General features: G+C 67.1%; 20 protein-coding genes, 1 tRNA gene and 2 pseudogenes. 10 read left to right on the forward strand and 13 right to left on the reverse strand.

What is annotated here, in order from left to right; genetic code table 11:
• Positions 1–28 precede the first annotated feature (28 nt).
• Together AWB92_RS15865 and AWB92_RS15870 are read left to right on the forward strand one after the other, a co-directional pair.
• Positions 29–1,315, forward strand: a complete 1,287-nt coding sequence (locus AWB92_RS15865; RefSeq protein WP_085186960.1) for a YncE family protein — start codon at positions 29–31, stop codon at positions 1,313–1,315.
• A gap of 121 nt (positions 1,316–1,436) precedes the next feature.
• Entirely contained in the window at positions 1,437–2,117 is a 681-nt protein-coding gene (locus AWB92_RS15870) for a cutinase family protein (protein ID WP_085186963.1), read from the forward strand.
• Positions 2,118–2,183: 66 nt separating this feature from the next.
• On the opposite strand, the gene AWB92_RS15875 is transcribed toward AWB92_RS15870, so the two are convergent.
• Positions 2,184–2,894: a DUF2182 domain-containing protein gene (locus tag AWB92_RS15875; protein ID WP_241523474.1), complete on the reverse strand. Its 711-nt coding sequence runs from the start codon at positions 2,892–2,894 to the stop codon at positions 2,184–2,186.
• A gap of 163 nt (positions 2,895–3,057) precedes the next feature.
• Between AWB92_RS15875 and csoR the strand changes: the two genes are divergently transcribed.
• The 4 genes and pseudogenes from csoR to AWB92_RS15895 all read left to right on the forward strand — a co-directional run bounded on the left by csoR (position 3,058) and on the right by AWB92_RS15895 (position 6,866).
• Positions 3,058–3,417 (forward strand): copper-sensing transcriptional repressor CsoR, encoded by a 360-nt coding sequence (gene csoR / locus AWB92_RS15880; protein WP_085186969.1) that lies wholly within the window; start codon positions 3,058–3,060, stop codon positions 3,415–3,417.
• 83 nt (positions 3,418–3,500) lie between these two features.
• A complete protein-coding gene (locus AWB92_RS15885) occupies positions 3,501–3,794 on the forward strand; it encodes a DUF1490 family protein (RefSeq protein ID WP_142282125.1) in 294 nt (97 codons plus the stop codon).
• Positions 3,795–3,849: 55 nt separating this feature from the next.
• A pseudogene (locus AWB92_RS15890) lies at positions 3,850–6,141 on the forward strand (copper-translocating P-type ATPase); the annotation flags it as partial.
• Between the two features lie 149 nt (positions 6,142–6,290).
• Positions 6,291–6,866, forward strand: a complete 576-nt coding sequence (locus tag AWB92_RS15895; protein WP_085186978.1) for a hypothetical protein — start codon at positions 6,291–6,293, stop codon at positions 6,864–6,866.
• A gap of 34 nt (positions 6,867–6,900) precedes the next feature.
• On the opposite strand, the gene AWB92_RS15900 is transcribed toward AWB92_RS15895, so the two are convergent.
• From AWB92_RS15900 to AWB92_RS15915, 4 genes are read right to left on the reverse strand one after another with little or no spacing between them, the layout of a single operon-like run.
• Positions 6,901–7,605 carry a cation transporter gene (locus AWB92_RS15900; protein ID WP_085186981.1) on the reverse strand — a complete coding sequence of 235 codons (705 nt, stop codon included), beginning with the start codon at positions 7,603–7,605 and terminating at the stop codon, positions 6,901–6,903.
• Positions 7,606–7,661: 56 nt separating this feature from the next.
• Positions 7,662–9,272, reverse strand: a complete 1,611-nt coding sequence (locus AWB92_RS15905) for an esterase-like activity of phytase family protein (protein ID WP_085186984.1) — start codon at positions 9,270–9,272, stop codon at positions 7,662–7,664.
• Between the two features lie 19 nt (positions 9,273–9,291).
• A complete protein-coding gene (locus tag AWB92_RS15910; protein ID WP_085186987.1) occupies positions 9,292–10,062 on the reverse strand; it encodes a hypothetical protein in 771 nt (256 codons plus the stop codon).
• A 48-nt stretch (positions 10,063–10,110) separates the two neighbouring features.
• Entirely contained in the window at positions 10,111–11,334 is a 1,224-nt protein-coding gene (locus tag AWB92_RS15915) for a class I SAM-dependent methyltransferase (protein WP_085186990.1), read from the reverse strand.
• A gap of 169 nt (positions 11,335–11,503) precedes the next feature.
• Here AWB92_RS15915 and AWB92_RS15920 point away from each other — a divergent pair, with 169 nt between their 5' ends.
• Positions 11,504–11,824: a DUF732 domain-containing protein gene (locus tag AWB92_RS15920; protein WP_085187036.1), complete on the forward strand. Its 321-nt coding sequence runs from the start codon at positions 11,504–11,506 to the stop codon at positions 11,822–11,824.
• 28 nt (positions 11,825–11,852) lie between these two features.
• On the opposite strand, the gene AWB92_RS15925 is transcribed toward AWB92_RS15920, so the two are convergent.
• The 8 genes and pseudogenes from AWB92_RS15925 to AWB92_RS15965 form a co-directional block, all read right to left on the reverse strand.
• Complete coding sequence (locus AWB92_RS15925) at positions 11,853–12,470, reverse strand: TetR/AcrR family transcriptional regulator (RefSeq protein ID WP_085186992.1); 618 nt, start codon at positions 12,468–12,470, stop codon at positions 11,853–11,855.
• Entirely contained in the window at positions 12,463–13,716 is a 1,254-nt protein-coding gene (locus AWB92_RS15930) for a cytochrome P450 (RefSeq protein WP_085186995.1), read from the reverse strand. Before AWB92_RS15930 ends, AWB92_RS15925 begins: the two co-directional genes overlap by 8 nt.
• Positions 13,717–13,902: 186 nt before the next feature.
• Positions 13,903–14,451: a DinB family protein gene (locus tag AWB92_RS15935; protein WP_085186998.1), complete on the reverse strand. Its 549-nt coding sequence runs from the start codon at positions 14,449–14,451 to the stop codon at positions 13,903–13,905.
• A 26-nt stretch (positions 14,452–14,477) separates the two neighbouring features.
• On the reverse strand, positions 14,478–14,963 hold the full coding sequence (locus AWB92_RS15940; protein WP_085187001.1) for an ArsI/CadI family heavy metal resistance metalloenzyme: 486 nt from the start codon (positions 14,961–14,963) through the stop codon (positions 14,478–14,480).
• 23 nt (positions 14,964–14,986) lie between these two features.
• Positions 14,987–16,499, reverse strand: a pseudogene (arsB, locus tag AWB92_RS15950) (ACR3 family arsenite efflux transporter).
• The gene (locus tag AWB92_RS15955) at positions 16,496–16,867 is read right to left on the reverse strand and encodes a metalloregulator ArsR/SmtB family transcription factor (protein ID WP_085187007.1); all 372 of its coding nucleotides are present in this window, start codon (positions 16,865–16,867) and stop codon (positions 16,496–16,498) included. Before AWB92_RS15955 ends, arsB begins: the two are co-directional and overlap by 4 nt.
• The gene (locus tag AWB92_RS15960) at positions 16,828–17,565 is read right to left on the reverse strand and encodes a hypothetical protein (protein WP_206601299.1); all 738 of its coding nucleotides are present in this window, start codon (positions 17,563–17,565) and stop codon (positions 16,828–16,830) included. Before AWB92_RS15960 ends, AWB92_RS15955 begins: the two co-directional genes overlap by 40 nt.
• 298 nt (positions 17,566–17,863) lie before the next feature.
• A tRNA-Leu gene (locus AWB92_RS15965) sits at positions 17,864–17,940 on the reverse strand.
• A gap of 358 nt (positions 17,941–18,298) precedes the next feature.
• Here AWB92_RS15965 and AWB92_RS15970 point away from each other — a divergent pair.
• From AWB92_RS15970 to AWB92_RS15980, 3 genes are all read left to right on the forward strand, one after another.
• Complete coding sequence (locus tag AWB92_RS15970) at positions 18,299–19,144, forward strand: PE domain-containing protein (protein ID WP_085187010.1); 846 nt, start codon at positions 18,299–18,301, stop codon at positions 19,142–19,144.
• 51 nt (positions 19,145–19,195) lie between these two features.
• Complete coding sequence (locus AWB92_RS15975; protein WP_085187013.1) at positions 19,196–20,383, forward strand: PPE family protein; 1,188 nt, start codon at positions 19,196–19,198, stop codon at positions 20,381–20,383.
• A 137-nt stretch (positions 20,384–20,520) separates the two neighbouring features.
• A partial coding sequence (locus tag AWB92_RS15980; protein WP_085187042.1) for a WXG100 family type VII secretion target occupies positions 20,521–20,786 on the forward strand: 266 nt, incomplete at its 3' end.

Below are 20,786 nucleotides of genomic sequence, written 5' to 3' on the forward strand. Positions count from 1 at the left end.
TCGTCCGTCGATTCCGTTGCGAGGAAAGATGAGTCAGCCACACATCGACCCCGACGCCGACCCGAGCCGGCGTGCATGGTTGGCGTGCCCGAACTGCGACCACGGCGCCGGCTGCGCCGACTGCCAAAGCGGGCGCAACTGCGCCACCCACTGGCAGTATCTCCTGAAAAACGCGGCGTCGCGGGTGTTCCTGCAATGCCCGACCTGCCTTTGCACCTGGACGGTCGACACCGCGGAGCGTAACCGGCGGACCCGTGCCCGGCCGGGTGTCGATGGGGTCGTCGTCGCCGAGGTGTGGCTCGGCACCTTCCCGCGCGACATCGTGACGAGCCCCAGCGGTGAGCTCGTCTATGTGATGACCGTCGATTCGGTAAAGGCGGTCGACCGCCAGCACCGCGTCATCGCCACGGTTCCGATCGGTGCGGACGAACCGAAGCGAATGATGATGAGTTCGGACGGCAGCCGGATCTACGTCACCTCATACGACGGCGCGCTGTCGATCATCGATCCCGTCGGCATGACCTCGAAAATCGTTGCCAAGCCGCGCAGTACGGCGGCGGTCGTCAGCCCGGACGGCAACTACGTCTACCTGGCCCATAGCCACGCACGTCGTGACGGCGGCAGCGCCTGGGTGTCGGCCATCCGCGCCGACGGCGTCGCCGTGGCTTTCGCCGCAATCGACGGGTTCATCACCGGGATGGCCGTGAGCCCCAACGGTCGCCGCTTGTATGTCGCGTCCAGCCCCTACGGCGAGGAGGCCCGTGGCGGCACCATCGCGGTGCTCGACACCGCCAGCTATCAGGCCGTCGACGTCATCGCGGTTGACGAGGCGCCGGAGTCCATCACGGTGGACGCCGACGGCATCCTGTACGTGACCCACTTCCACATCAACTCGGTCTCCGTGGTCGATCCGGGCACCCGATGCGCCATCTCGATAACCCTCGACGACGCCCCGATGGAGGTCGTGGCCCGGCCCGACACCGAATTCGCCTATACCGCCAACGCGCACTCGGTGACGGTGATCGACACCACAACGTCGGCCACGAACAACGTCATGGCGGGTAAGCTGCCGCGGCGGCTCTGCATCAGCCCCGACGGCCAACGGTTGTACGCGGCCGATTTCGCCGACGGCAGCGTGTGGGCCCTGGACACCTCGAACAACTCCGTCGTGGCAACGGTCACGGTCTGCGCCCACCCGGCGGCGGTGAGTCTCAGCGCCGATGGGGAGCTGCTCTACGTGACGGACGACCGTGCCGGGACGCTCACGGTGGTCGCGACGGCCCTGCTCACCCCCAATGCGCGGGACGGGATGTGACGGGCGCAACGCCGGGAATTCCGGCCTGCACCCATTGCGTTTGCAGGTTAGCGCTGACGACGAGGGGCGCCGGGTCGCGGATGCTTTGACAGAGCGAACCATCAACTCCGGAAGGCGAGTTATGAGACTGAGTGCGGCCAAGGCTTTGCTAGGCGTTGGCGCGGTGTTGATCTCCGCGATGCTGATGGCGCCCGCGGTGTCGACCGCCGACCCGGGCGGCGCTCACACGGGGCGGGCGGAATCGTGCCCCGACATCCAGGTGGTGTTCGCCCGCGGCACCAACGAACCGCCGGGCCCGGGACGCGTCGGCCAGGCATTCGTCGAATCGCTGCGCCCCCTGGTCAACGGCAAGTCCGTGGCGCTGTATGCCGTCGACTACCCCGCCTCCTATGACTTCTTCCGCGCGGTCGACGGCGCCAACGACGCCAGGCGTTTCGTTCAGAGCACCGTCGCGTCGTGCCCGCAAGCCAAGCTGGTGCTGGGCGGCTACTCGCAGGGCGCGGCAGTTGTCGACCTGATCACCGTGCCCGGGCAGGCCACATTCGGGTACGGGGACCCCCTGCCGGCCGACGTCGCCGACCATGTCGCCGCCGTCGCCGTCTTCGGAAACCCGTCCAACCGCGTCGGGGGCCCGCTCACCGCGCTGAGCCCGCTGTTCGGCTCCAAGGCGATCGACCTGTGCAACGGCGCGGACCCGGTGTGCTCGCCGGGCAATGACGCGTCGGCGCACCGCGTCTACGTGGAGTCCGGCTTGGCCACGCAGGCGGCGCAATTCGTCGCCGCGCGGCTGGCGGGCGGCTAGCCCGGCCTCAGCCGACCTTGATCGGCACCGTCACCGATTCGATCGTGGTGTTAGCCGACGTCTCCCTCAGGAGATGAGGCGGGCGACGAACATGGGGTGCACGAGCAGCGCGACACCAAGCACGATCAGCGTCGCCGCCGTCAGGCGGCCTAGCTGATCGCCGAACGGCGCGACCTTTTCCAGCCAGATGACAACCGACAGCGCCAGCATCCAGCCGAGTTGCATTGTGCCGAAGGCGATCAGCAGCACCATCAGCATCCAACAGGAACCGAGACAGTAGATGCCGTAGCGCCCCCCGGCAAGAATGGCCGCCGCACGACCGTTGGCGTGTTCGCGAGAGCCTCCGGACGAGAGCATCGGGCGACGGCAGTGATGCAGGCATACCGTCTTGAACCGCGTGAGCTGGTGCAGCCCGGCGACCACCGCGACCGCGCCCGCGGCACGACCCCCCCACGGGCAGCTGTGCATGATCGGGTTCAGGCGGTTCGATACCACGAACGCCGGGATCCCCACCGCGCTCCACACAGCGAGGTAGCCCACGACGAAGAGGACCGCCGCAACGGCGCTGCCGGCGGCGGTCCGGACATAGCGGCCGACAACGGGCAACACCGCGGGAAGCATCATCGCCGCCATCATCGCCACCCAGGCGACGAGGAATGCGGCCAGCGGCGTCGTGGATTCGCCGTCCATCGGCATCGGGTCACCGCGCATGCCCGCGGCACTGACCATGGACCACCACCAGCCCAGGCCGGCCAAGCCCAGCAGTAAAGCCGGCAACCAGATCTCCGTCCGCGACCACCCACGTCCCTGGCCGTTTTCCACGTACGCCACTCCCTTCGATCGAGGCTGACAATGCGAATCCGCCCTCAAGCTACCCCATCCCGGGTGGGGTGGGGTATGCTGGGCCGCGACCGGTGTTGGCAAGAGTTCTGGGGTAGTTATGGACGACGAATTAACGGCCAAAAAGCATGCGGCGCTCAACCGGCTCAAGACGGTTCGGGGCCACCTCGACGGGATCATTCGGATGCTGGAGTCCGACGCGTATTGCGTGGACGTGATGAAGCAGATCTCGGCGGTGCAGTCCTCGCTGGAGCGGGCGAACCGGGTGATGTTGCACAACCACCTGGAGACGTGTTTTTCATCGGCGGTGCTCGATGGCCGTGGCCAAGCCGCAATTGAGGAATTGATCGACGCCGTCAAGTTCACTCCGGCGCTGACCGGCCCGCAGGCCGCGCTGGCCGGCGCGGCGGTCGGCGAACCCGCCGACAAAGAACCGGCGGCGGCAGGCAGCCGAGGGTAACGACCGCCAGATTTTGCGAGCGATCGGCTACGACACGCCCGGCAGTAGCGGGCAAACAAAAACGAGAGGGAGCGTTGAAGATGTTGGCGTTGCACGGATTTATGGCCAAGGCGGTGCCCACCGTGGTGACCGGAGCGGTGGGCGTTGCGGCGTATGAGGTCGTGCGCAAGGGGGCGGCCAAAGTCCCGCTGCGCGCGGCGACCGTCACCCTCACCGCGTGGGGCATGCGCGTTGCCCGCGAGGCCGAGCGCAAGGCCGGCGAGAGCGCTGAGCGGGCCCGGCTTACCGCTGCCGACGTGGTGGCCGAGGCCAAAGAGCGCATCGGCGACGACGTTGCTCCCGTGGCTTCGGCCTCAGGCAACTCAGATGATCACTGACACGGTCCCCGAGGGCGATGTCGCGCTGAAAGTCGTTTCCGACGCGTCCGGACGGATGCGCGTGCAGGCCAGCGGGTTTCGATTCGACGCGGTTCGGGCTGTCGCGATCGAGGACCGGGTGGCCCAGGTGGCCGGCGTGCGCGCGGTGTATGCCTACCCGCGCACGGAGTCGGTCGTGGTCTTGTATTCGCCCGAAACCCACGACACCGCAGCTGTTTTGACGGCAATCACCGAAGCCCAACAGGTTCCCGCCGAATCGGTCCCCGAGCGGGCGCCGCACTCGGCCGGCGTCCGCGGCACGGGCGCGCCGCAGAGATTCCGTGACACGATCCGGCGCCTGCTCGGTCGCGCGCCGGCCGCCGACGAGCCGGCCAAGGCCGGCGGCGGCTGCCACTCGGGGCAGAGCGCCTGCGGGCAGGTGGCGCCGCGCGAGGACAATCGGCGCCAGCGCCGGACCTGGCTGCGGCGCCTGTGGTTGGCCATGCCGTTGGGGCTACTGGCGTCGGGCCTGACAATGTTTTTTGGCGCCTATCCGTGGGCGGGGTGGCTCGCGTTCGGCGCGACGGCACCCGTGCAATTCGTGGCCGGGTGGCCCTTCCTCAAGGGCGCGGTGCAACAGGCGCGGGCGTTGACCGCCAACATGGACACGCTGATCACACTGGGCACGCTGACCGCGTTTTTCTACTCCACCTATGAGTTAATCGCCGGTGGACCACTGTTTTTCGACACCGCCGCGCTGATCATCGCCTTCGTGGTGCTAGGTCGCTATTTCGAGGTCAGGGCCACGGGCAAGGCGTCCGAGGCGATCAGCAAGCTGCTGGAGCTGGGCGCCAAGGAAGCCTGCCTACTGGTGGACGGCCAGGAGCTGCTCGTCCCGGTTGAACAGGTGCAAGTCGGAGACCTGGTGCGGGTGCGGCCTGGCGAGAAGATCCCGGTGGACGGCCAGGTTGTCGACGGACGCGCCGCCGTCGATGAGTCGATGCTGACCGGCGAGTCGGTCCCGGTCGAGAAATCGCTGGGTGACCACGTCGCGGGCGCGACGGTCAACATCGACGGCGTGCTGACCTTGCGCGCCACCGCCGTAGGCGCCGACACCGCGCTGGCCCAAATCGTTCGGCTGGTCGAGCAGGCGCAGGGCGGCAAAGCCCCCGTGCAGCGCCTGGCCGACCGGGTCTCGGCGGTGTTCGTGCCCGCCGTCGTCGGGGTTGCCGTCGCGACGTTCGCCGGGTGGACGCTGCTCGCTGCCAACCCGGTCGCCGGCATGACCGCCGCGATCGCGGTGCTGATCATCGCGTGCCCGTGTGCGCTGGGCCTGGCCACCCCCACGGCGATCACGGTCGGCACCGGCCGCGGCGCGGACCTGGGGATCCTGGTCAAAGGCGGCGAGGTGCTGGAGGCATCCAAGAAGATCGACACCGTGGTGTTCGACAAGACCGGCACCCTCACCCGCGCCCAAATGCGGCTCACCGATGTGATTCCCGGCATCCGGCGGCAGCCGAATACGGTGCTGCGGCTCGCCGCCGCGGTCGAGTCGGGCTCCGAACACCCCATCGGTGCCGCGATCGTCGCCGGTGCCCGCGAGCGAGAGTTGCAGATACCGGACGCCACGTCGTTCGTCAATCTCGCCGGGCACGGAGTGCGGGCCGACATCGACGGCCATCCCGTAGTCGTCGGACGGCGCAAGCTCATCGAGGAACATGGTCTGGACCTGCCCGACCAGCTTGGCGCGGCGGCCACGGAGCTCGAAGAGCTTGGCCGCACAGCGGTATTCGTCGGCCGCGACGGCCAGGTCATCGGAGTACTCGCGGTCGCCGACACGGTCAAAGACGACGCGGCCGACGTCGTGGCGGCGCTGCACGCCATGGGGGTGCAGGTCGCGATGATCACCGGCGACAACGCCCGCACGGCCGCCGCGATCGCCCAGCAGGTCGGGATCGACCAGGTGCTCGCCGAGGTGTTACCCGAAGACAAGGTGGCGGCGATTCGAAAGCTGCAGGACGACGGCCGCATGGTCGCCATGGTTGGCGACGGTGTCAACGACGCGCCGGCGCTGGTGCAGGCCGATCTCGGCATCGCGATCGGCACCGGTACCGACGTGGCCATCGAGGCAGCTGACATCACGCTGATGTCCGGTCGGCTCGACGGGGTCGTGCAGGCTATCGAACTCTCGAGGCATACCCTGCGCACCATCTACCAGAACCTCGGCTGGGCGTTCGGCTACAACACCGCCGCGATCCCCCTCGCCGCGCTGGGCCTGCTCAATCCCGTCATCGCCGGCGCCGCGATGGGGTTCTCGTCGGTCAGCGTGGTGACCAACTCGTTGCGGCTACGCCGCTTCGGCCGCGACCCCAGACCGCACGGAAACCGGCAGCAAGGGCAGAAAGCGATATCAAAGGCGACGGATTTGATTGCCGTAGAAGGTAATAGCGCAACTATGGGGTTGGGCGCCAACCAGATTCACGCAGGGACATGATGCGCTGAGCGGGAGGTCGTCACATGGCTAAATTCACTCGGCGGGCCGCGCTCGCCACACTCGGTGCGGGCGCGGTCTTGGGTGCCGGTTACGCGCTTCGCGGTACCCTCGGCCTGCCCGCGCTGCGCATCCGCCTGACCGATGGCGGCATGATGGGAGCGAGTCCGGCGGACATGAGCCTCTATATGGACATGTTCAACCGGCACACCGAGATCACCCGCACGGTCGAGGAGATTCCCGGCGGCGTGCGCACCACGACCCAGTCGGGCGCTCCCGATCTGGCCGCTCAACTCCACGCGCACGTGTCAAGCATGTATTCCCACCTTGACCAGGGCTCCGAAGTCATGTGCATGAGCCAAAGCCTGCCAACGCTATTCCGCAACGCCGGCTCGTACCGGCGCCAATTGACCCTCACACCAACAGGTGTCATCGCCGAGGAAACCTCCGACGATCCCGCGATCACCGACTCCATCCGCGCCCATGCCCGCGAAGTCACCGGGTTCGTGCGCGACGGAATGCCCGCAATGATGCAAGGCATGATGGGACCAGGCGGCATGATGGGGCCGGGCGGCATGATGGGGCCGGGCAAACGGCCATAGCCGCGACCAACGCGTCATAGGGCCGGGTGCGCGGCTATCGGGCGCAGCAGTCGTCGCCGCGCCAGGACTGGATGCCTTCCCACACTGCGGCGGCCGAAATGCCCAGTCCGATAACCGGATCGATCCACCAGCCGCCGGGCAAGGTTGCGGTGATCGTGAGGCCGGCCAGAACCGCGGCGGCCTGGGCAGCACAAAGGTAGTTTTGCGTGCCCTCGCCGGCGGTGGCGTTCGAGCCCAACTGCGCGCCCAGTTTGTGTTTGGCGCGGCCGAGCAACGGCATGGCTACGAGCGCGATCGCCGTGAGCACGATTCCGATGACGGTCGGTTCCGTGCGTTGTCCGCCGAGCAGGTGATGGATGGATTCGGCCGCGATGTAGGGGGCCAGCAACCAGAACGACACCGCAACCCCACGCTGGGCACGCCGCTCGGCGGTGTCGGACAGGGTTCGCGAGCCGGTGAATCGCCAGATCACGATCACGCTGGCCAGGCCCTCGACGGCACTGCCCAGCGCCCACCCGGTCAGCGCGATCGAGCCGGCGATCACGCCTTGCCAGAGCCCGACCGCACCCTCGGTAAGCATCCAGGCCAGGCTCAGCCAGGACAGCCACCGGGCCCAACGAGCCGCCCGGTGCCACCGCGCGTCAGGCAAACGCGGCCCGGACTGCGCTGGCAAGGCTGTGTCGCAGCAGCCGTGATCGTCCACCGCAGTGTCGTGCGTCGGGAAGTCAGCACCAGTCATCGGGTGTCCCCCGGAGTGCCATGCCTCCGCATACTGCCACCGCTTGAGCGGTCACTTCAACCGACCTTGATCGGCACCGTCACCGACTCGGTCGCGGCCGGCAGCCTCGTGGTGTCGACCACCAGGATCTCGCCGCTGTCCTGCGTGCCGTTGGGCAGCATCTTGGGCTTGAGCTGAAACGGCGGGGTGGCGGCCGGCCCGCCGACCAGCCCTTCGATCCCAAAGTCGCTGTCGTTGGCGATGATCAGCGTGTTACCGCCGTCGCGGCTGATGAGTCCCTCGACGTGGTCGTGCCCGAAGAAGTCACCCTTCGGGGACAGCGAACGCACCAGTCCCCCCAGGTCGAGCTTGAGCGTCTTGGTCGGAAGGGTGATTCCGGCGGCCCTGAGTTTGTCGGTGGCCGCCGCGTCGGTGCTCACCCCGACGAACGTCTCGATCGGGACGCCGTCGATCAGCAGGCCGCCGCCGTCGGCCCGATAGGTCGCCCCCGGCACCGTCGAGCGCGGTCCGACGTCGGTGGCACCAGTGATGTCGGCCGCGTAGATCTTCTTGTCGCCGTCGGGCTGCGGCCGGTCGTCACGTTCGTCGACCAGGAACGTGGTGGCGCTGACGGCGGTGATCTCCGACACCGCGACCTTCGTGTGCTGCGGATCGGCCAGCGGATAGAGGTACTCGTGCACGTCGGCGCGGTTGGCCAGGTTGATGGTCACGATGCGGGTGACCGGAACGGATCTGGCCGAGCCGGCCAGGCCCGGCGGGTTGAGGGCCGACTGCATGATGCCCACCAGCGTGCCGCCATCGGGCGTGATGGTCAGCCCCTCCATCCCTTGGTTCGGGCCGCGCAGCGACAGCTCGCCGGGCAACGTGCCGTCATACGGCGAAAGGCGTTCCAGCTCTTTGCCGTTGGCGTCGAAGTGGACGACGAACGGACCGTATTCGTCGGAGACCCAGAAGGTGCCGTCGGGCATGGCGACCAGGCCTTCGCTGTCCAGGCCGTGATCCGACGGTGGCAGCCGATTGCCGTTGAGGTCGACGAGCGACTCGCCGGTGGACGCCTGCGGGTCGACGACTCCAACCAGCGGCACGCCGTCCTTTCCGGTCAGCGTGATGATCTGCTCGAGCGACGCGATGCCGTCGCGGAGCTTGAGCTTGGCGATCTGCGGATGGAAAGTCGGTATGGGAAGGACCTTTTCGCCGGCGGTGCGCCCGTCGACGTTCGGGCCGCGATCGGACAGGCCGTAGATTTCGTCGGCGCTGCCGGGCACCGGGGCGATCGCGGACCCGTGCGCGTTGGCCTGCACGGCGACCTCGCCGACGATGAGCAGCGGCGTCTCGTCCTCGGCATAAAGCCGCACGGCGTGGCTGACGGTGACCGGAACCTGATCGGTGCCGGTGAAGCCGGCGTCCGGGGTGTAGGTCATCGCGCCGTACGCGCCGTAGGCGATGGTGCCGTGCGCGGGCTTGCCGAACGCGACCGGTGTGACGCCGCTGGTGGCCGTCAGCAGCTGGCCCGGCGAGATGGTCAGGGCCGTCCCGGGCCTGGTGGTCAGCTCTTTGAGGGGCGGCACCGACAGCGGGGGCGGGGGATCCGACGCGCAGGCCGCCACCGTCAGGAACACCAGCGCCGCCAGCAACGCACGCGACGACGTCAGGCGAGTGGATGCCATGAAGCCGATTTTTACGCGTCTAGCGCCGCTTATCGCGCACTTTGTAGGTAGAAGGCCATGACTTTCGCGACTCGTCGCCGGTCAGCGGGGTCCCCATCCCCCCGACCTTGACGTTGTAGGCCTCCTTGCCGGGGCCGACCTCGCGGTTGGCGTGCTCCTGCGCCAGGTAGTACAGCTCGTCGATGGTGGCCTCGTCGTAAGCGACGAACGACGTCTCCCGGGCGACGTCGTCGATGCCGGCCAGCATTCGCTCCGGCAGCACCCGCGACGCCAGCGCCGCCAGGCCCAGCAGCGAGAACGGGATGATCCAGTAGCCGACGTAGGACAACGGGGCCGGGTCCTGCAGGCCGGCGTTGCGGTCGACGATCGGCGGGATCACCGACGACACCGTCATGCCGGCGAACGCGGCGATCCAGACCCAGGACAGCACCCGCACCAGCCGGGCGAACAGCTCCGTCTTGACCACGTCGGCGGGGTGTTCGGCGGCGGCGGACTCCCGCACGAACGGCCGGCCGGCCAGCGCGCCGACGAGCGCGACCGCGAGGATCCCGGCGTTGCTCAGCGGCAGCAGCCACCGCTGACCAAACGAATCACCGAGCGCGAGGGCCAGGATTGTCAGACCTAAAAACGTTGCGAGAGTGCCAATTTGGAATATTTTGCCGCCGGGGGCGCCGGCCGCGAACGCCGCGGCCGCGATCGCCAGCGCGACCAGAGCGGCGGCGGCGAACGGGACGTTCCCGACCAGCACCCAGTAGACGATCCACGGCGCGAAACCAGACAGCATGCCCACGAGGGGCCAGTTTATGAGCGGCTCTTTCCGGTGCCGTCGGCGGCAAGGCTAACCGGTCGAATGCGTGTCCAGCGCCATCGCCAGGAAGTCGATGCGCCACAGCGACCGGAACAGCACGCGCGCGAATTCCTCGAGCTCGGCCCGGCGTTCCGGGGCGACGCCGCCCTGTGCCACCTGCTCGACGATCTCCCGAATCGTGCGGCGCCCGTCGACGTGGCGGACGAAGGCCAGCTGGGCCGGCTCGAGCTTCAGCTTGCCGCCCGGCAGGTGGATCTCGTCGCCGGACAGCAGGCACGCCGCCCGCGTCAGGGGAACGTAGTCGAGCGAGCCCGGCGCCGAGAAGTCGATCGTGTAGTCCTCCTTCGGGCGCTCGGGTCGGCAGGCGATGAAGAAATGGGTGGCATTGGCCGTTTGCAGGCGTTCCACCGCGGACCAGAGTTCGATGTCGGGCAATCGATTCAGCACGGATGTGAAAGCGTTCCCGGGCGCAAACACGTCGTGCGGGTAGTACGGCATTTTGTGAAACCATCCCTGAAACGCAAGCCCGGCCGAGCTGACGAGGTCCAGGCATTCCGCAACGGTGTAGCTGCGTTGGCGACTGTGCAAAAACGTGTCAACGAGGGCGCCGTCGGAACTCAAATCGAGCGCCCCGTTCAGATAGGTCCGGACGGGGTGGTCCGGCGGCAGCAGTGCGAGTGCGTCTTTGACCAGCTGGACCGACGCCTCGTCCTGCGTCAGTCCGAGGTCGCGGAAAAGCGATTCCAGTATCTCGACTCCGACCCGACCGTATTTCGCGTAGAGCATGACGCCCAGAGCGCCGTCCCTGCGCAGGCATTCGCCCAGCGCCGTTAGGCCCGCCAGGGGATCGGCCATGTGGTGCAGAACACCGCTGGAGACAATCAGATCAAAGTCGCGATTGAGCGACGACACCTCTTCGATCGGAAGCTGGTGCAGCTCGAGATTTTGCAACCCGTGTTTGTCTTTCAGGTAGCGCTCGTGATCCAGCGCCGCCCGGCTGACATCGATCGCCACCACCGTGGCCGCCCGATTCATGAACGCGAAGACCGCCGCCTGATACGTTCCGCAACCCGCAATCAGAATGTCAAGGTCTGGCTTGTACTCCTGGTTTGGCCACAGGACGCGATGGGCCCAGAAGGGATCGAACCAATCCCAGTGGTTCTTGGTCCACGCCTCCAGATCCATTACGGGCGGCGGATACTCCCACCGATCGTATTGGCGCGAGACGCCGTCGACGCGCGGGTCCTCGGGCACTTCGGCGCTGACTCCTTCGCGGTGCGGTGGCCTGTAACGAACCCGACCAACTTACTGCGCATTTCGCTATTGTTCTGTTCGGATTTTGCTGCCGCCACACGGCGCCACACCAAAGAAAGGGAATCGAATGCCCTCACCTCGCTGGCTGGCCGCGTTGGCCGTCCCCACGATGGCCGGCGCCGCGCTGCTCGGCAGCGCCGCGACCGCCGGTGCCACCACCCCCCAAGATGAGGCGTACCTTGCGCAGCTGCGCGCCGTCGGCCTGTCGTGGCCGCCGCAGACGGAAGAGGCGCTGATCGGTGAGGCGCACCTGATCTGCTACGACCTCACGTGGGGTTGGACGCCCCAACAGATCGCCGACGACGTTCACGCCCACTTGAACGCGAGGGGCGTGACCTTGTTGGACGTCGGAACCATGGTCAACGCCGCACACTCGACCTATTGCCCGGGGAACGTGTGCGACGCCCCCACCCTTTGCACGGGGATCTGACCGTCCCCGGCACGTGACCCGGACACCCTTATTGCGACAGCGACGTCATCCGCGGATAGAGGATTGCCGGGCCGAGCCATCGGGTAACGAACCGGCGTAGTGCGATTCCGTCGCGCTGCTCCTGCCCGGGATCGGTCAGGAGGGACTGCGCAGTGCGCAGCGTCATTTCGGCAAGCTCACCGAGCGCGTTGGCGTCGAAGCCGTGAAGCGTCCAATCCACATCGAGGCGGTGGAAAACCGACAGGCAGAATGCAATCGCGGTGTCCGCGGTCAGCGAGATGACGGCGTCGTCCTCCTGTCGCCGCGTCAGCAGGCTTTCCAGTTGTGGATCGCCGACGAGATTCTCGATTCCGAACGACACGCATTCGACGACCGCGATGACCGGGTCTTTCTGTCCGCTGGCGCGTTGTACAGCCTGGTCGATGAACCCGTCGACCGCACGCATCGCGCTGGCGATGAGCAGCGCGTCGGCGTTGGGGAAGTAGCGGTACACCGTCTGGCGGGTGACCCCGAGTTTCCGGGCGACGTCGGCCAGGCTTATCGCTGGTCCGTGTTCGGCGACGACTTCGTCCACGGCATTCAGAATGCGGGCGATTGCCTCCTCGTCCGAGGCGGGCGTCGATCCCGCCCAGCCGCGACTACGCATCCGCTGCCACAAGCATTTCGGCCACGAACTCGATCTCGAGTGTTGTGGGGCCGGTCATACCGAGCAGGGATTTCCACGGCGCCGGACCGACGCGATGGGGTGCAGACAGACGTCGGGTGAGGATGGTGAGTGCTTCCGCCAGCTCCCGCCGCGCGAGGTTGGCGCCCAGACAGTAGTGCGCGCCACCACCGAAAGTCAGAATCGCCGGCAGGTCGTTGCGCGCGATGTCGAACCGATCTGCATCGGCATAAATCGCTGGATCACGATTGGCCGCAAAGGTGTTCACGACTACGAAAGTCCCGGCCGGGAACAGGTAACCACCGAATTCGGCATCCTCGGTGGCGGTGCGCGGCGCGATACACACCGCCGGTGAGTGGCGCATGCTTTCCTCGACCGCCTGCATCGCAAGCTCGGGATGGTCGCGCAGCTTCGCCCACTGGTCCGGATGCTCGCAGAGCACCTGCACCGACGCGGCCAGTTGGTGTCGCGTCGTATCCGTTCCCGCCATCAAGAAACCGGCCACCAGCATGCGGAGTTCGTCGAGACTCAGCCGATCTCCGTCGCTCTCGGCGCGGATGAGCTCGGAAAGCAGGTCATCGGTCAGACTGTTCCGGCGGGCGGCGACCATGTCGTCGACGTAGGCGTCCAGCTCGCCCCACGCCCGCATGATCGCGCCTTCATCGAAGGTGGCGGCGGGCTGAAAATTGAAGGCCTTGAAGATTTCGTCGGTCCACTCTGAGAACAGGCGCCAGTCCTCGCGAGGCGCACCGATCAGCGCGCACATGATGGGGGTGGGGTAAGGCCGCGCGATGTCGCTGACAACGTCGCACCGTCCGGCGTCTGCTACCCGATCGATCAGGCCATTCACCACCTCGTGGATCGTGTCTTGAAGACCTGCTGTCGCGCGGGGAGTGAAGGCTCTCGAAACCAGTTTGCGCAGGCGCGTATGTGGCGGGCCGTCGAGGCCAAGCAGGCTGTTCGCCAACTTGTCGTACAACGGACCTGAGGTGACGCCCTGCGCTGCCAGCGTGATTCCGGATGGCATTCGAAACCTGTTGTCACGCAGCATGTCCCGGGCCATTTCGTAGGACAGGATTTCCGGGCCGAGGGGCCCGATGGCGATCGGTGCGCGCGCTTGCGCCTCTCGGACATCCTCGACGATGTCGTGCGGGGTGGCGGTGAGGCCGTAGTCGAACGTTGGGAGGCCGGCTTCGAAGACGCTGGGGGCGGTGCTATGGGCGTTCATCGATGTCTCAACCTCCGCTAGAGCCCAAACGGGCGCCGGATAACGACGTTTATATCAAGAATGTATGACCACCGCTACAAGTCGGTCAAGGTATTACAGGTATAAGGGGCACAGCGCCAGTGGCTGGTCATACGTTCTCTGCTATAACGTCCGAGCTGGTGGGTGCGATGGTTCGGACTCGCGGACTCAATTTGTAGTCGGAGTCAGCCCGTTGATGGCGAGTTGTCGGCGGTGATGGTCATAGTGCCGGCCGGGGTAGCGGTACACGTCGGCCAACGTCATCGACTCGTGAAAGTACGGGTCCCAGCGCGTCGGGAAATACATGGCTCGGCGAAGCGCGGTCTCGTCCCGTGCGGCCAGTGTGCGTTGCAGCGCGTCGATGACGCGATCCATCTTCGCTTCCATACGTGTGCGGTTGTAAACGCGCGCCGCGAGGCACGTTCCGAAGTAATTGATCCGATGAAACAGCGGTGTCGCTGCGTCGAGCATCCGGGCGAACCCACGGCTGAGCGGTCGCGGTGATCGGCCAAGTATCGCGACGAGTACAAGCAGCCGCTGCACAACCATGTAGCCGAACACCATGTGGAACAGAAGTTGCTCGTTGGTCCACCGTGTCCCGGAGGTTCGCCTGGACCACTCTTCGGTCCCGACGACCAGTAGCACGCGATGAAAATCGGCTCGCGCGCGCTCCAGATCGTTGGCTATGGCCGCTATGTCACCGGTCGGTCGCAGCATCGCTCACCTCACTGGGTGATTGCTTCTCAGCAGCAGGCGGTGCTGGTGGCAGCCACGTCGGGGGGCGCGTCAGCGGCGTTGTCGCCGCTGCAAGAGCAGCCGCCTGTTTCCTCGGCGGCCGGCAGGTCGGCCCCCGTGCCGAACGTTTCCGCATCCGACAGGACGGTGTAGACCTCCCACCCCTCGCCGGCGGGCCCGGTGACCCAGGCCTTGTCCTGCGTGGCGTAGCAGCACGTGGTGCCGATTTCCGCTTCGGGAAGCATCCCGCCGCTCGCGAGTCGCGCGATTTCTTGGTGCACCTTCTCAGTCGTCTCCACTTCGACGCCGAGGTGGTTGAGAGTGCCGCCGTGGCCGGGATTTTCCAGCAACACCAGTTTCAGCGGGGGCTCGGCGATCGCGAAGTTGGCGTAGCCGGGTTTGACCTTGGCCGGTCCGGTGTCGAACAGCTTGGAGTAGAACGCGATTGCCTCATCGAGGTCGTCGACGTTGAGGGCCAGCTGCACGCGAGACATGATGGTTCCTTCCTTCGGTGCGATTACGTTGTCGTGGCGTTGGGCAGGAGCTCTGCGATCAGTGACTCGACGCGCCCGGCGATGTCGTCGCGGATCGCCCTGACGGCGGCCAGGGGTTGGCCGGCGGGGTCGGCAAGTTTCCACTCGCGGTAGGACACCCCGGGAAAGTAGGGGCAGGTGTCGCCGCAGCCCATGGTGATCACGACGTCGCTGGTCTGTACCGACTGGGCGGTCAGGACTTTTGGCGTGGCGGCGGTGACGTCGACGCCGATTTCGGCCATCGCGGCGACGACGATCGGGTTGATCTGGTCGGCGGGTTCTGTTCCGGCGGAGCGAACTTCGATGCGATCGCCGGCGATGCGGCTCAGCAATGCGGCGGCCATCTGCGAGCGTCCGGCGTTGTGGACGCAGACGAACAACACACTGGGCTTATCGGCCATCGGCCCCGGCCTTTGCCTGCGGCTCCGACCGGAACAGCCGGGAGCGCATCGCCAAGGAAACATAGACGAGCCCAACCAACACGGGCACTTCGATCAGCGGTCCGACCACCCCGGCCAGGGCTTGACCCGAGGCCGCGCCATAGGTGGCGATCGCCACCGCGATGGCCAGTTCAAAATTGTTGCCGGCGGCGGTGAACGCCAGCGTCGCGGTGCGCGCGTAGCCCAAGCGCAGCAGGAAGCCGAGGGCATACCCGCCGGCCCACATGATCGCGAAGTAGGCCAGCAGCGGCACGGCGATGCGGGCGACATCCCATGGCCGGGAGGCGATTTGGTGGCCCTGCAAGGCGAACAGGATGACGATGGTGAACAGCAAGCCATACAGTGCCCACGGACCCACCCGCGGCAGGAACGTCGTCTCGTACCAGTGGCGACCCTTGGCCCGTTCACCCAGTCGGCGCGACAGGTATCCGGCCAGCAGCGGAATGCCCAGGAAGATGAGCACGGACTTCGCGATCTGCCATGGGGACACGGCGATGCCGGTTTGCGGCAGGCCCAGCCAGCCCGGCAACACCGACAGGTAGAACCAGCCCAGCGCGGCGAACATCACCACCTGAAACAACGAGTTCAGGGCCACCAGCACTGCCGCGGCTTCGCGGTCCCCGCACGCCAGGTCGTTCCAGATGATGACCATGGCGATGCAGCGGGCCAACCCCACGATGATCAGCCCCGTGCGGTAGGCGGGCAGATCCGCAAGGAGCAGCCACGCCAGCGTGAACATCAATGCCGGACCGATCAGCCAGTTGAGCGCCAGCGAGGACACCATCAGCTTGCGGTCCGTGGTGACCTCGTCGAGCCGGTCGTAGCGGACTTTGGCCAGCACCGGGTACATCATCACGAGTAGGCCCATTGCGATGGGCAGTGAAATGCCTTGGACTTCAACGGCACTGAGCGCCGAGCCGAGGCCGGGAATGAGTCGGCCCAGCAGTAGCCCCGCGGCCATCGCAACACCGATCCACACCGGCAGGAATCGGTCCAGGGTCGAAAGCCGGGTCGCCACCGCGTCCGGGGCGGACGCGGTCGTCGGGTTTGCGGTCAAGGTCCGCACCCCGGGGTGGTGGCCGTCAAGGCCTGGTCGTCAACATGCAGGGCCGAAGACAGCCGGCGTAACGCCGAGGGAATCACCCAGTAGTACACCCAGGTGCCCCGCCGCTCGCAGTCCAGCAGCCCGGCCGAGCGCAGCAGCTTGAGGTGATGGGAAATGGTCGGCTGGGAGACGTCGAAGGTCGCCGAGATCTCGCACACGCATGCCTCGCCGCCGGGGTGGCTGGCGATCAGGCTCAGCAGTCGCAGGCGCACCGGGTCGCCCAACGCCTTGAACATCGCCGCCAACTCCGCAGCCTGCGGCTCACCCAGGGCGGCCACGCTCAGCGAAGGGCAATACCCAGCCTCGGCCTGATTCGACATCCTTCTATATAAGCATTCATCGAATCAGGGCGCAACAGTGACCTGCCGACCACCGCATTAGGAGTCGCGCAGCCTCGAATCAGCCTTCGGGCCGCGAGCGCCAACGGCGACGGAGCGATCTTCCACATCGCGTCATCGGCGGGATCCCAGGCGTATCGAGGAGTCAGGCCGTCGAGCAACTCGCGAAGCGCGGGAAGCTGCAGCTCGTCCGCGGACCACCGGTAGAGCGTGTCGAGTCTCGGCTGGATGACGCCGATGTCCAACAGATGGCCGAATCCAAGCTCGGCCGCGCCGTAGTTCTCCACGTCGTCGCCTAGCGGATAGCGGTCGGGCAGTACCCGACTCAGCGACAGGAAGATGCCGGTCATTCCGACGCGCGGATCACCCAGCGGCCGGCCCAGCGGCGCAAGCCAACCCAGCGCCAACCGGGGGGCCGACACCAGCGCGTGGGCGAACAGCACGCGCAGCAGAACGACATTGAGAAAGAACCGTTCGACACGGCGTTCGGCCGCCGCAAGTGGCAGGTTGGCCAGGTAGCCCGCGACGATGCTGGTGTTGTGGGCTCGATACCAACTGCGCGCGGTCGGTCGCCGGATGAACTCGAGATGCGCGGCCACGCCGGGGCCAGAGGGCGGGCCCGCGTAGCCGAAGGCGAGCGCCCGGGCTTCGGCGGTGTCGCGCAGGAGTCCTTCGTTCATCGCCCGCCACCACGGGCTCCCGGGGGACGGGTCCGTTGGGGGGTTCAACAGGCCCCGCCGAAGTTGCCATCGCATGAATGCCGACGCCGCCCGCCGGTAGGGAAGGTACCCGCGGTCGACGGCATCTGGGACTTTGTACATCTGACGCAACAGCGCCAGCCGTCCCATCGGATCATCACGGACCGGCTCGACCGCCGAACGAGCGTGAGCGGCAGCCGTCTTAGCTTGCACACCAGCCCCTTGCTTACCCCGCTTCGAATTCGCCTCCGACGGCTCACGACTGCCCACCGGACCGGTCTGGTGCCCCCAGTCGGACTCGAACCGACACTGGGCGGATTTTAAGTCCGCTGCCTCTGCCAATTGGGCTATGGGGGCCCGGCGGCGAATCTAGCGTGCGAAGCACCGTTCCGGGGCGTCGCGATCACCGAAAAATCGGCAAAATTCCACGGGTGCGTGCCGGCCGCTCGTGGCCTAGGATGCGCGCGCCGCACCCCAATTGATGCCTCGCGCGGGGTTCTCAGATGACAGCGCTATGTCGCCCGACAGGACCTTGTTAAAACTGCTCGCGCCGGCGTTAAGAAGCCGTAAACGCCCGTCACCCTAGCCTTTTCCGTCGGGACTGTGGAGTTGTGCCTGGTTAACCTTACGCCGACGCACAGGGGCCGTTACGCCAACGCACAGGTCGATCCCCCGGAAGGGAGATCGGCATTTTTCCGAACACGAGGAGCACCAGATGTCATTTCTGACAGCAATCCCCGAAGAGTTGCTCGCCGCCGCCCAGCAGCTGGAGGGCATCGGCAACTCACTGACGGCACAGAATGCGGGCGCCGCGGCACCGACAACCGCGATTGCTCCTGCGGCCGCCGACCAGGTATCAACCTTGCAGGCGGGAATCTTTTCGGCGTACGGCACCCTTTATCAGCAGCTCGCCACCGAGGCTCAGGCAATTCAGCAACAGTTCGTGAGCACACTGGGCTTGAGTTCCGGCACCTACAGCTCGACCGAAGCCGCCAACGTGGCGGCGGCAACCCCCGTCGACGCCCTCTCCAGCCAGATCAGCACGCTGCTCGGCGGACCACTCACAAGCCTGACGTCGACGGCGGGGCCGTTCAGCCTGTCGGGCAACCTCGCCAACTTCGGCAACATCGGGTTTGGCAACTGGGCCTCCGCCGGTTCCGACCTGCTCGGGATGGCCGGTGGTGGCCTGCTGCCCGCGGCCGCCAGCGACACGGGTGACGCCGCCGCGGCCGCCGGCGCCGCGGACGCTGCCACGGCTTCCAGCGTCACCCCTGTTGGTGGCGCGGGCATGGCCGGGATGCCGGTAGCGGGCATGGGCAGCGCGACCATGGTGGGCAAGTTGTCGACCCCGCCGAGTTGGGCCGGCAGCTTCGTCTCGGCCACAAGCCCCGCGACCGCGGTGCAGACCGTGGGCTGGACCGCCGCCGCGCCGCAGGCCGGCACGGGAACCATCGTGCCCGGTATGCCCGGCCTGGGCGCGGCCGCGCGCAACAGCGCCGGCTTCGGTGCGCCGCGCTACGGCGTCAAGCCGATCGTCATGCCCAAGATCAAGGCCGTCTAAGCGCGACCCGGTCGCCTACCCCCCAAAAAATTCGGAAGAACGGATACACAAATGGTTTTGGATTTTGCAGCATTGCCCCCCGAGATCAACTCCGGACTCATGTACACGGGTGCCGGTGCGGGCCCCCTGACGGCGGCGGCGACGGCGTGGAGCAACCTGGCCGCCGAGTTGAGCACCACGGCGACGTCGTGGGAGTCGATCATCGGAACGTTGACCGGCTCACAGTGGACGGGCGCCGGGTCGGCGGCGGCCGCGGCGGCCGCCGAGCCTTACATCAGCTGGCTGACCACCACCGCCGCCGCGGCCGAGCAGGCGGGCGCTCTCGCTTCGGCGTCGGCGGCCGCCTACGAGGCGGCCTTCACCGCGACGGTGCCACCGCCGGTGATCGCCGCCAACCGGGCTCAGCTGGCGGCGCTCGTCGCGACGAACTTCCTGGGCATCAACACACCGGCGATCATGGCCACCGAGGCCCTGTACGCGGAGATGTGGGTTCAAGACGCCATCACGATGTACACCTACCAGGCCGCCTCGGCGGCGGCCGCGGCCTTGCAGCCGCTGACGCCGGCGGCACCCACGGCCAGTCCGGCCGCGGCCGCCACCCAGGGCGGCGCGGTTTCGGCGGCGTTCGCGAACGCTGCCGCGGCACCGGCCGCGAACGGACTGGGTTCGATCCTCAGCCAAATCTTCACGCCCGGCGAGGCCATCGGGACCAACCTGTGGAACGCAGTGCAAGCGGCCGGCCTTGGGAACCTGGCGACCAACCTGGACGGCCTCCTGGGCACGCCGGCCGTCCTCAACGCCCTTAACGGCGCCGTCAACACCGGGGCGTGGTTCACGATGAACGCCATCCCGACCGGGGTGTCGCTGGGCCACACCCTCGCCGCCGCCGCGCCGGCGGCGACCGCGAGCGATGTCGTGCCGCTGGCCGGTGGTGCGGCGATCGGCGAAGGGGCCCTGGTGAACAGCGTGACGGGGGGCGGGGCGTCGGCCGCTCTCGGCGAAGCGTCGGCGGTCGGGGGCCTCTCGGTCCCGGCCGGCTGGTCTTCGGCCGCCCCGGCGACGTTGGCCTCGTCGACCGCGCCGCTCGAGGGCTCGGGCTGGACCGCCGCGACCGAGGAACCCGTCGCGGCCATGCCCGGCATGCCCGGAATGGCGGGCGCGGCCAAGGGTGCCGCCTACGGCGCCGCCCCGCGGTACGGCGTCAAGCCGATCGTCATGCCTAAGCAGGTCGTCGTCTAACGGGAAAAGGAAAGGAGGGCATTTCCCAGTTAGACGAGCGAATAACGGGTAGGCCCTGACCTATCCATGACGCGGCTACTTCCGCGTCGGTCACAAACTTCGACAGTCGAAAACTCGAGAAAAGGAGAAAAGGCAACATGGCAACACGCTTTATGACTGACCCGCATGAGATGCGGGCGATGGCGGGCCGCTTTGAGGTCCACGCGCAGACCGTTGAGGACGAGGCTCGCAAGATGTGGGCGTCGTCGATGAACATCGCCGGTGCCGGCTGGAGTGGCCAGGCGCAGGCGACGTCCTACGACACCATGGGTCAGATGAATCAGGCCTTCCGCAACATCGTGAACATGCTGCACGGTGTGCGCGACGGGCTGATCCGCGACGCGAACAACTACGAGCAGCAAGA

This window comes from Mycobacterium sp. IEC1808 (genome assembly GCF_002101935.1).
In the GTDB taxonomy this organism is placed as follows: Bacteria; Actinomycetota; Actinomycetes; order Mycobacteriales; family Mycobacteriaceae; genus Mycobacterium.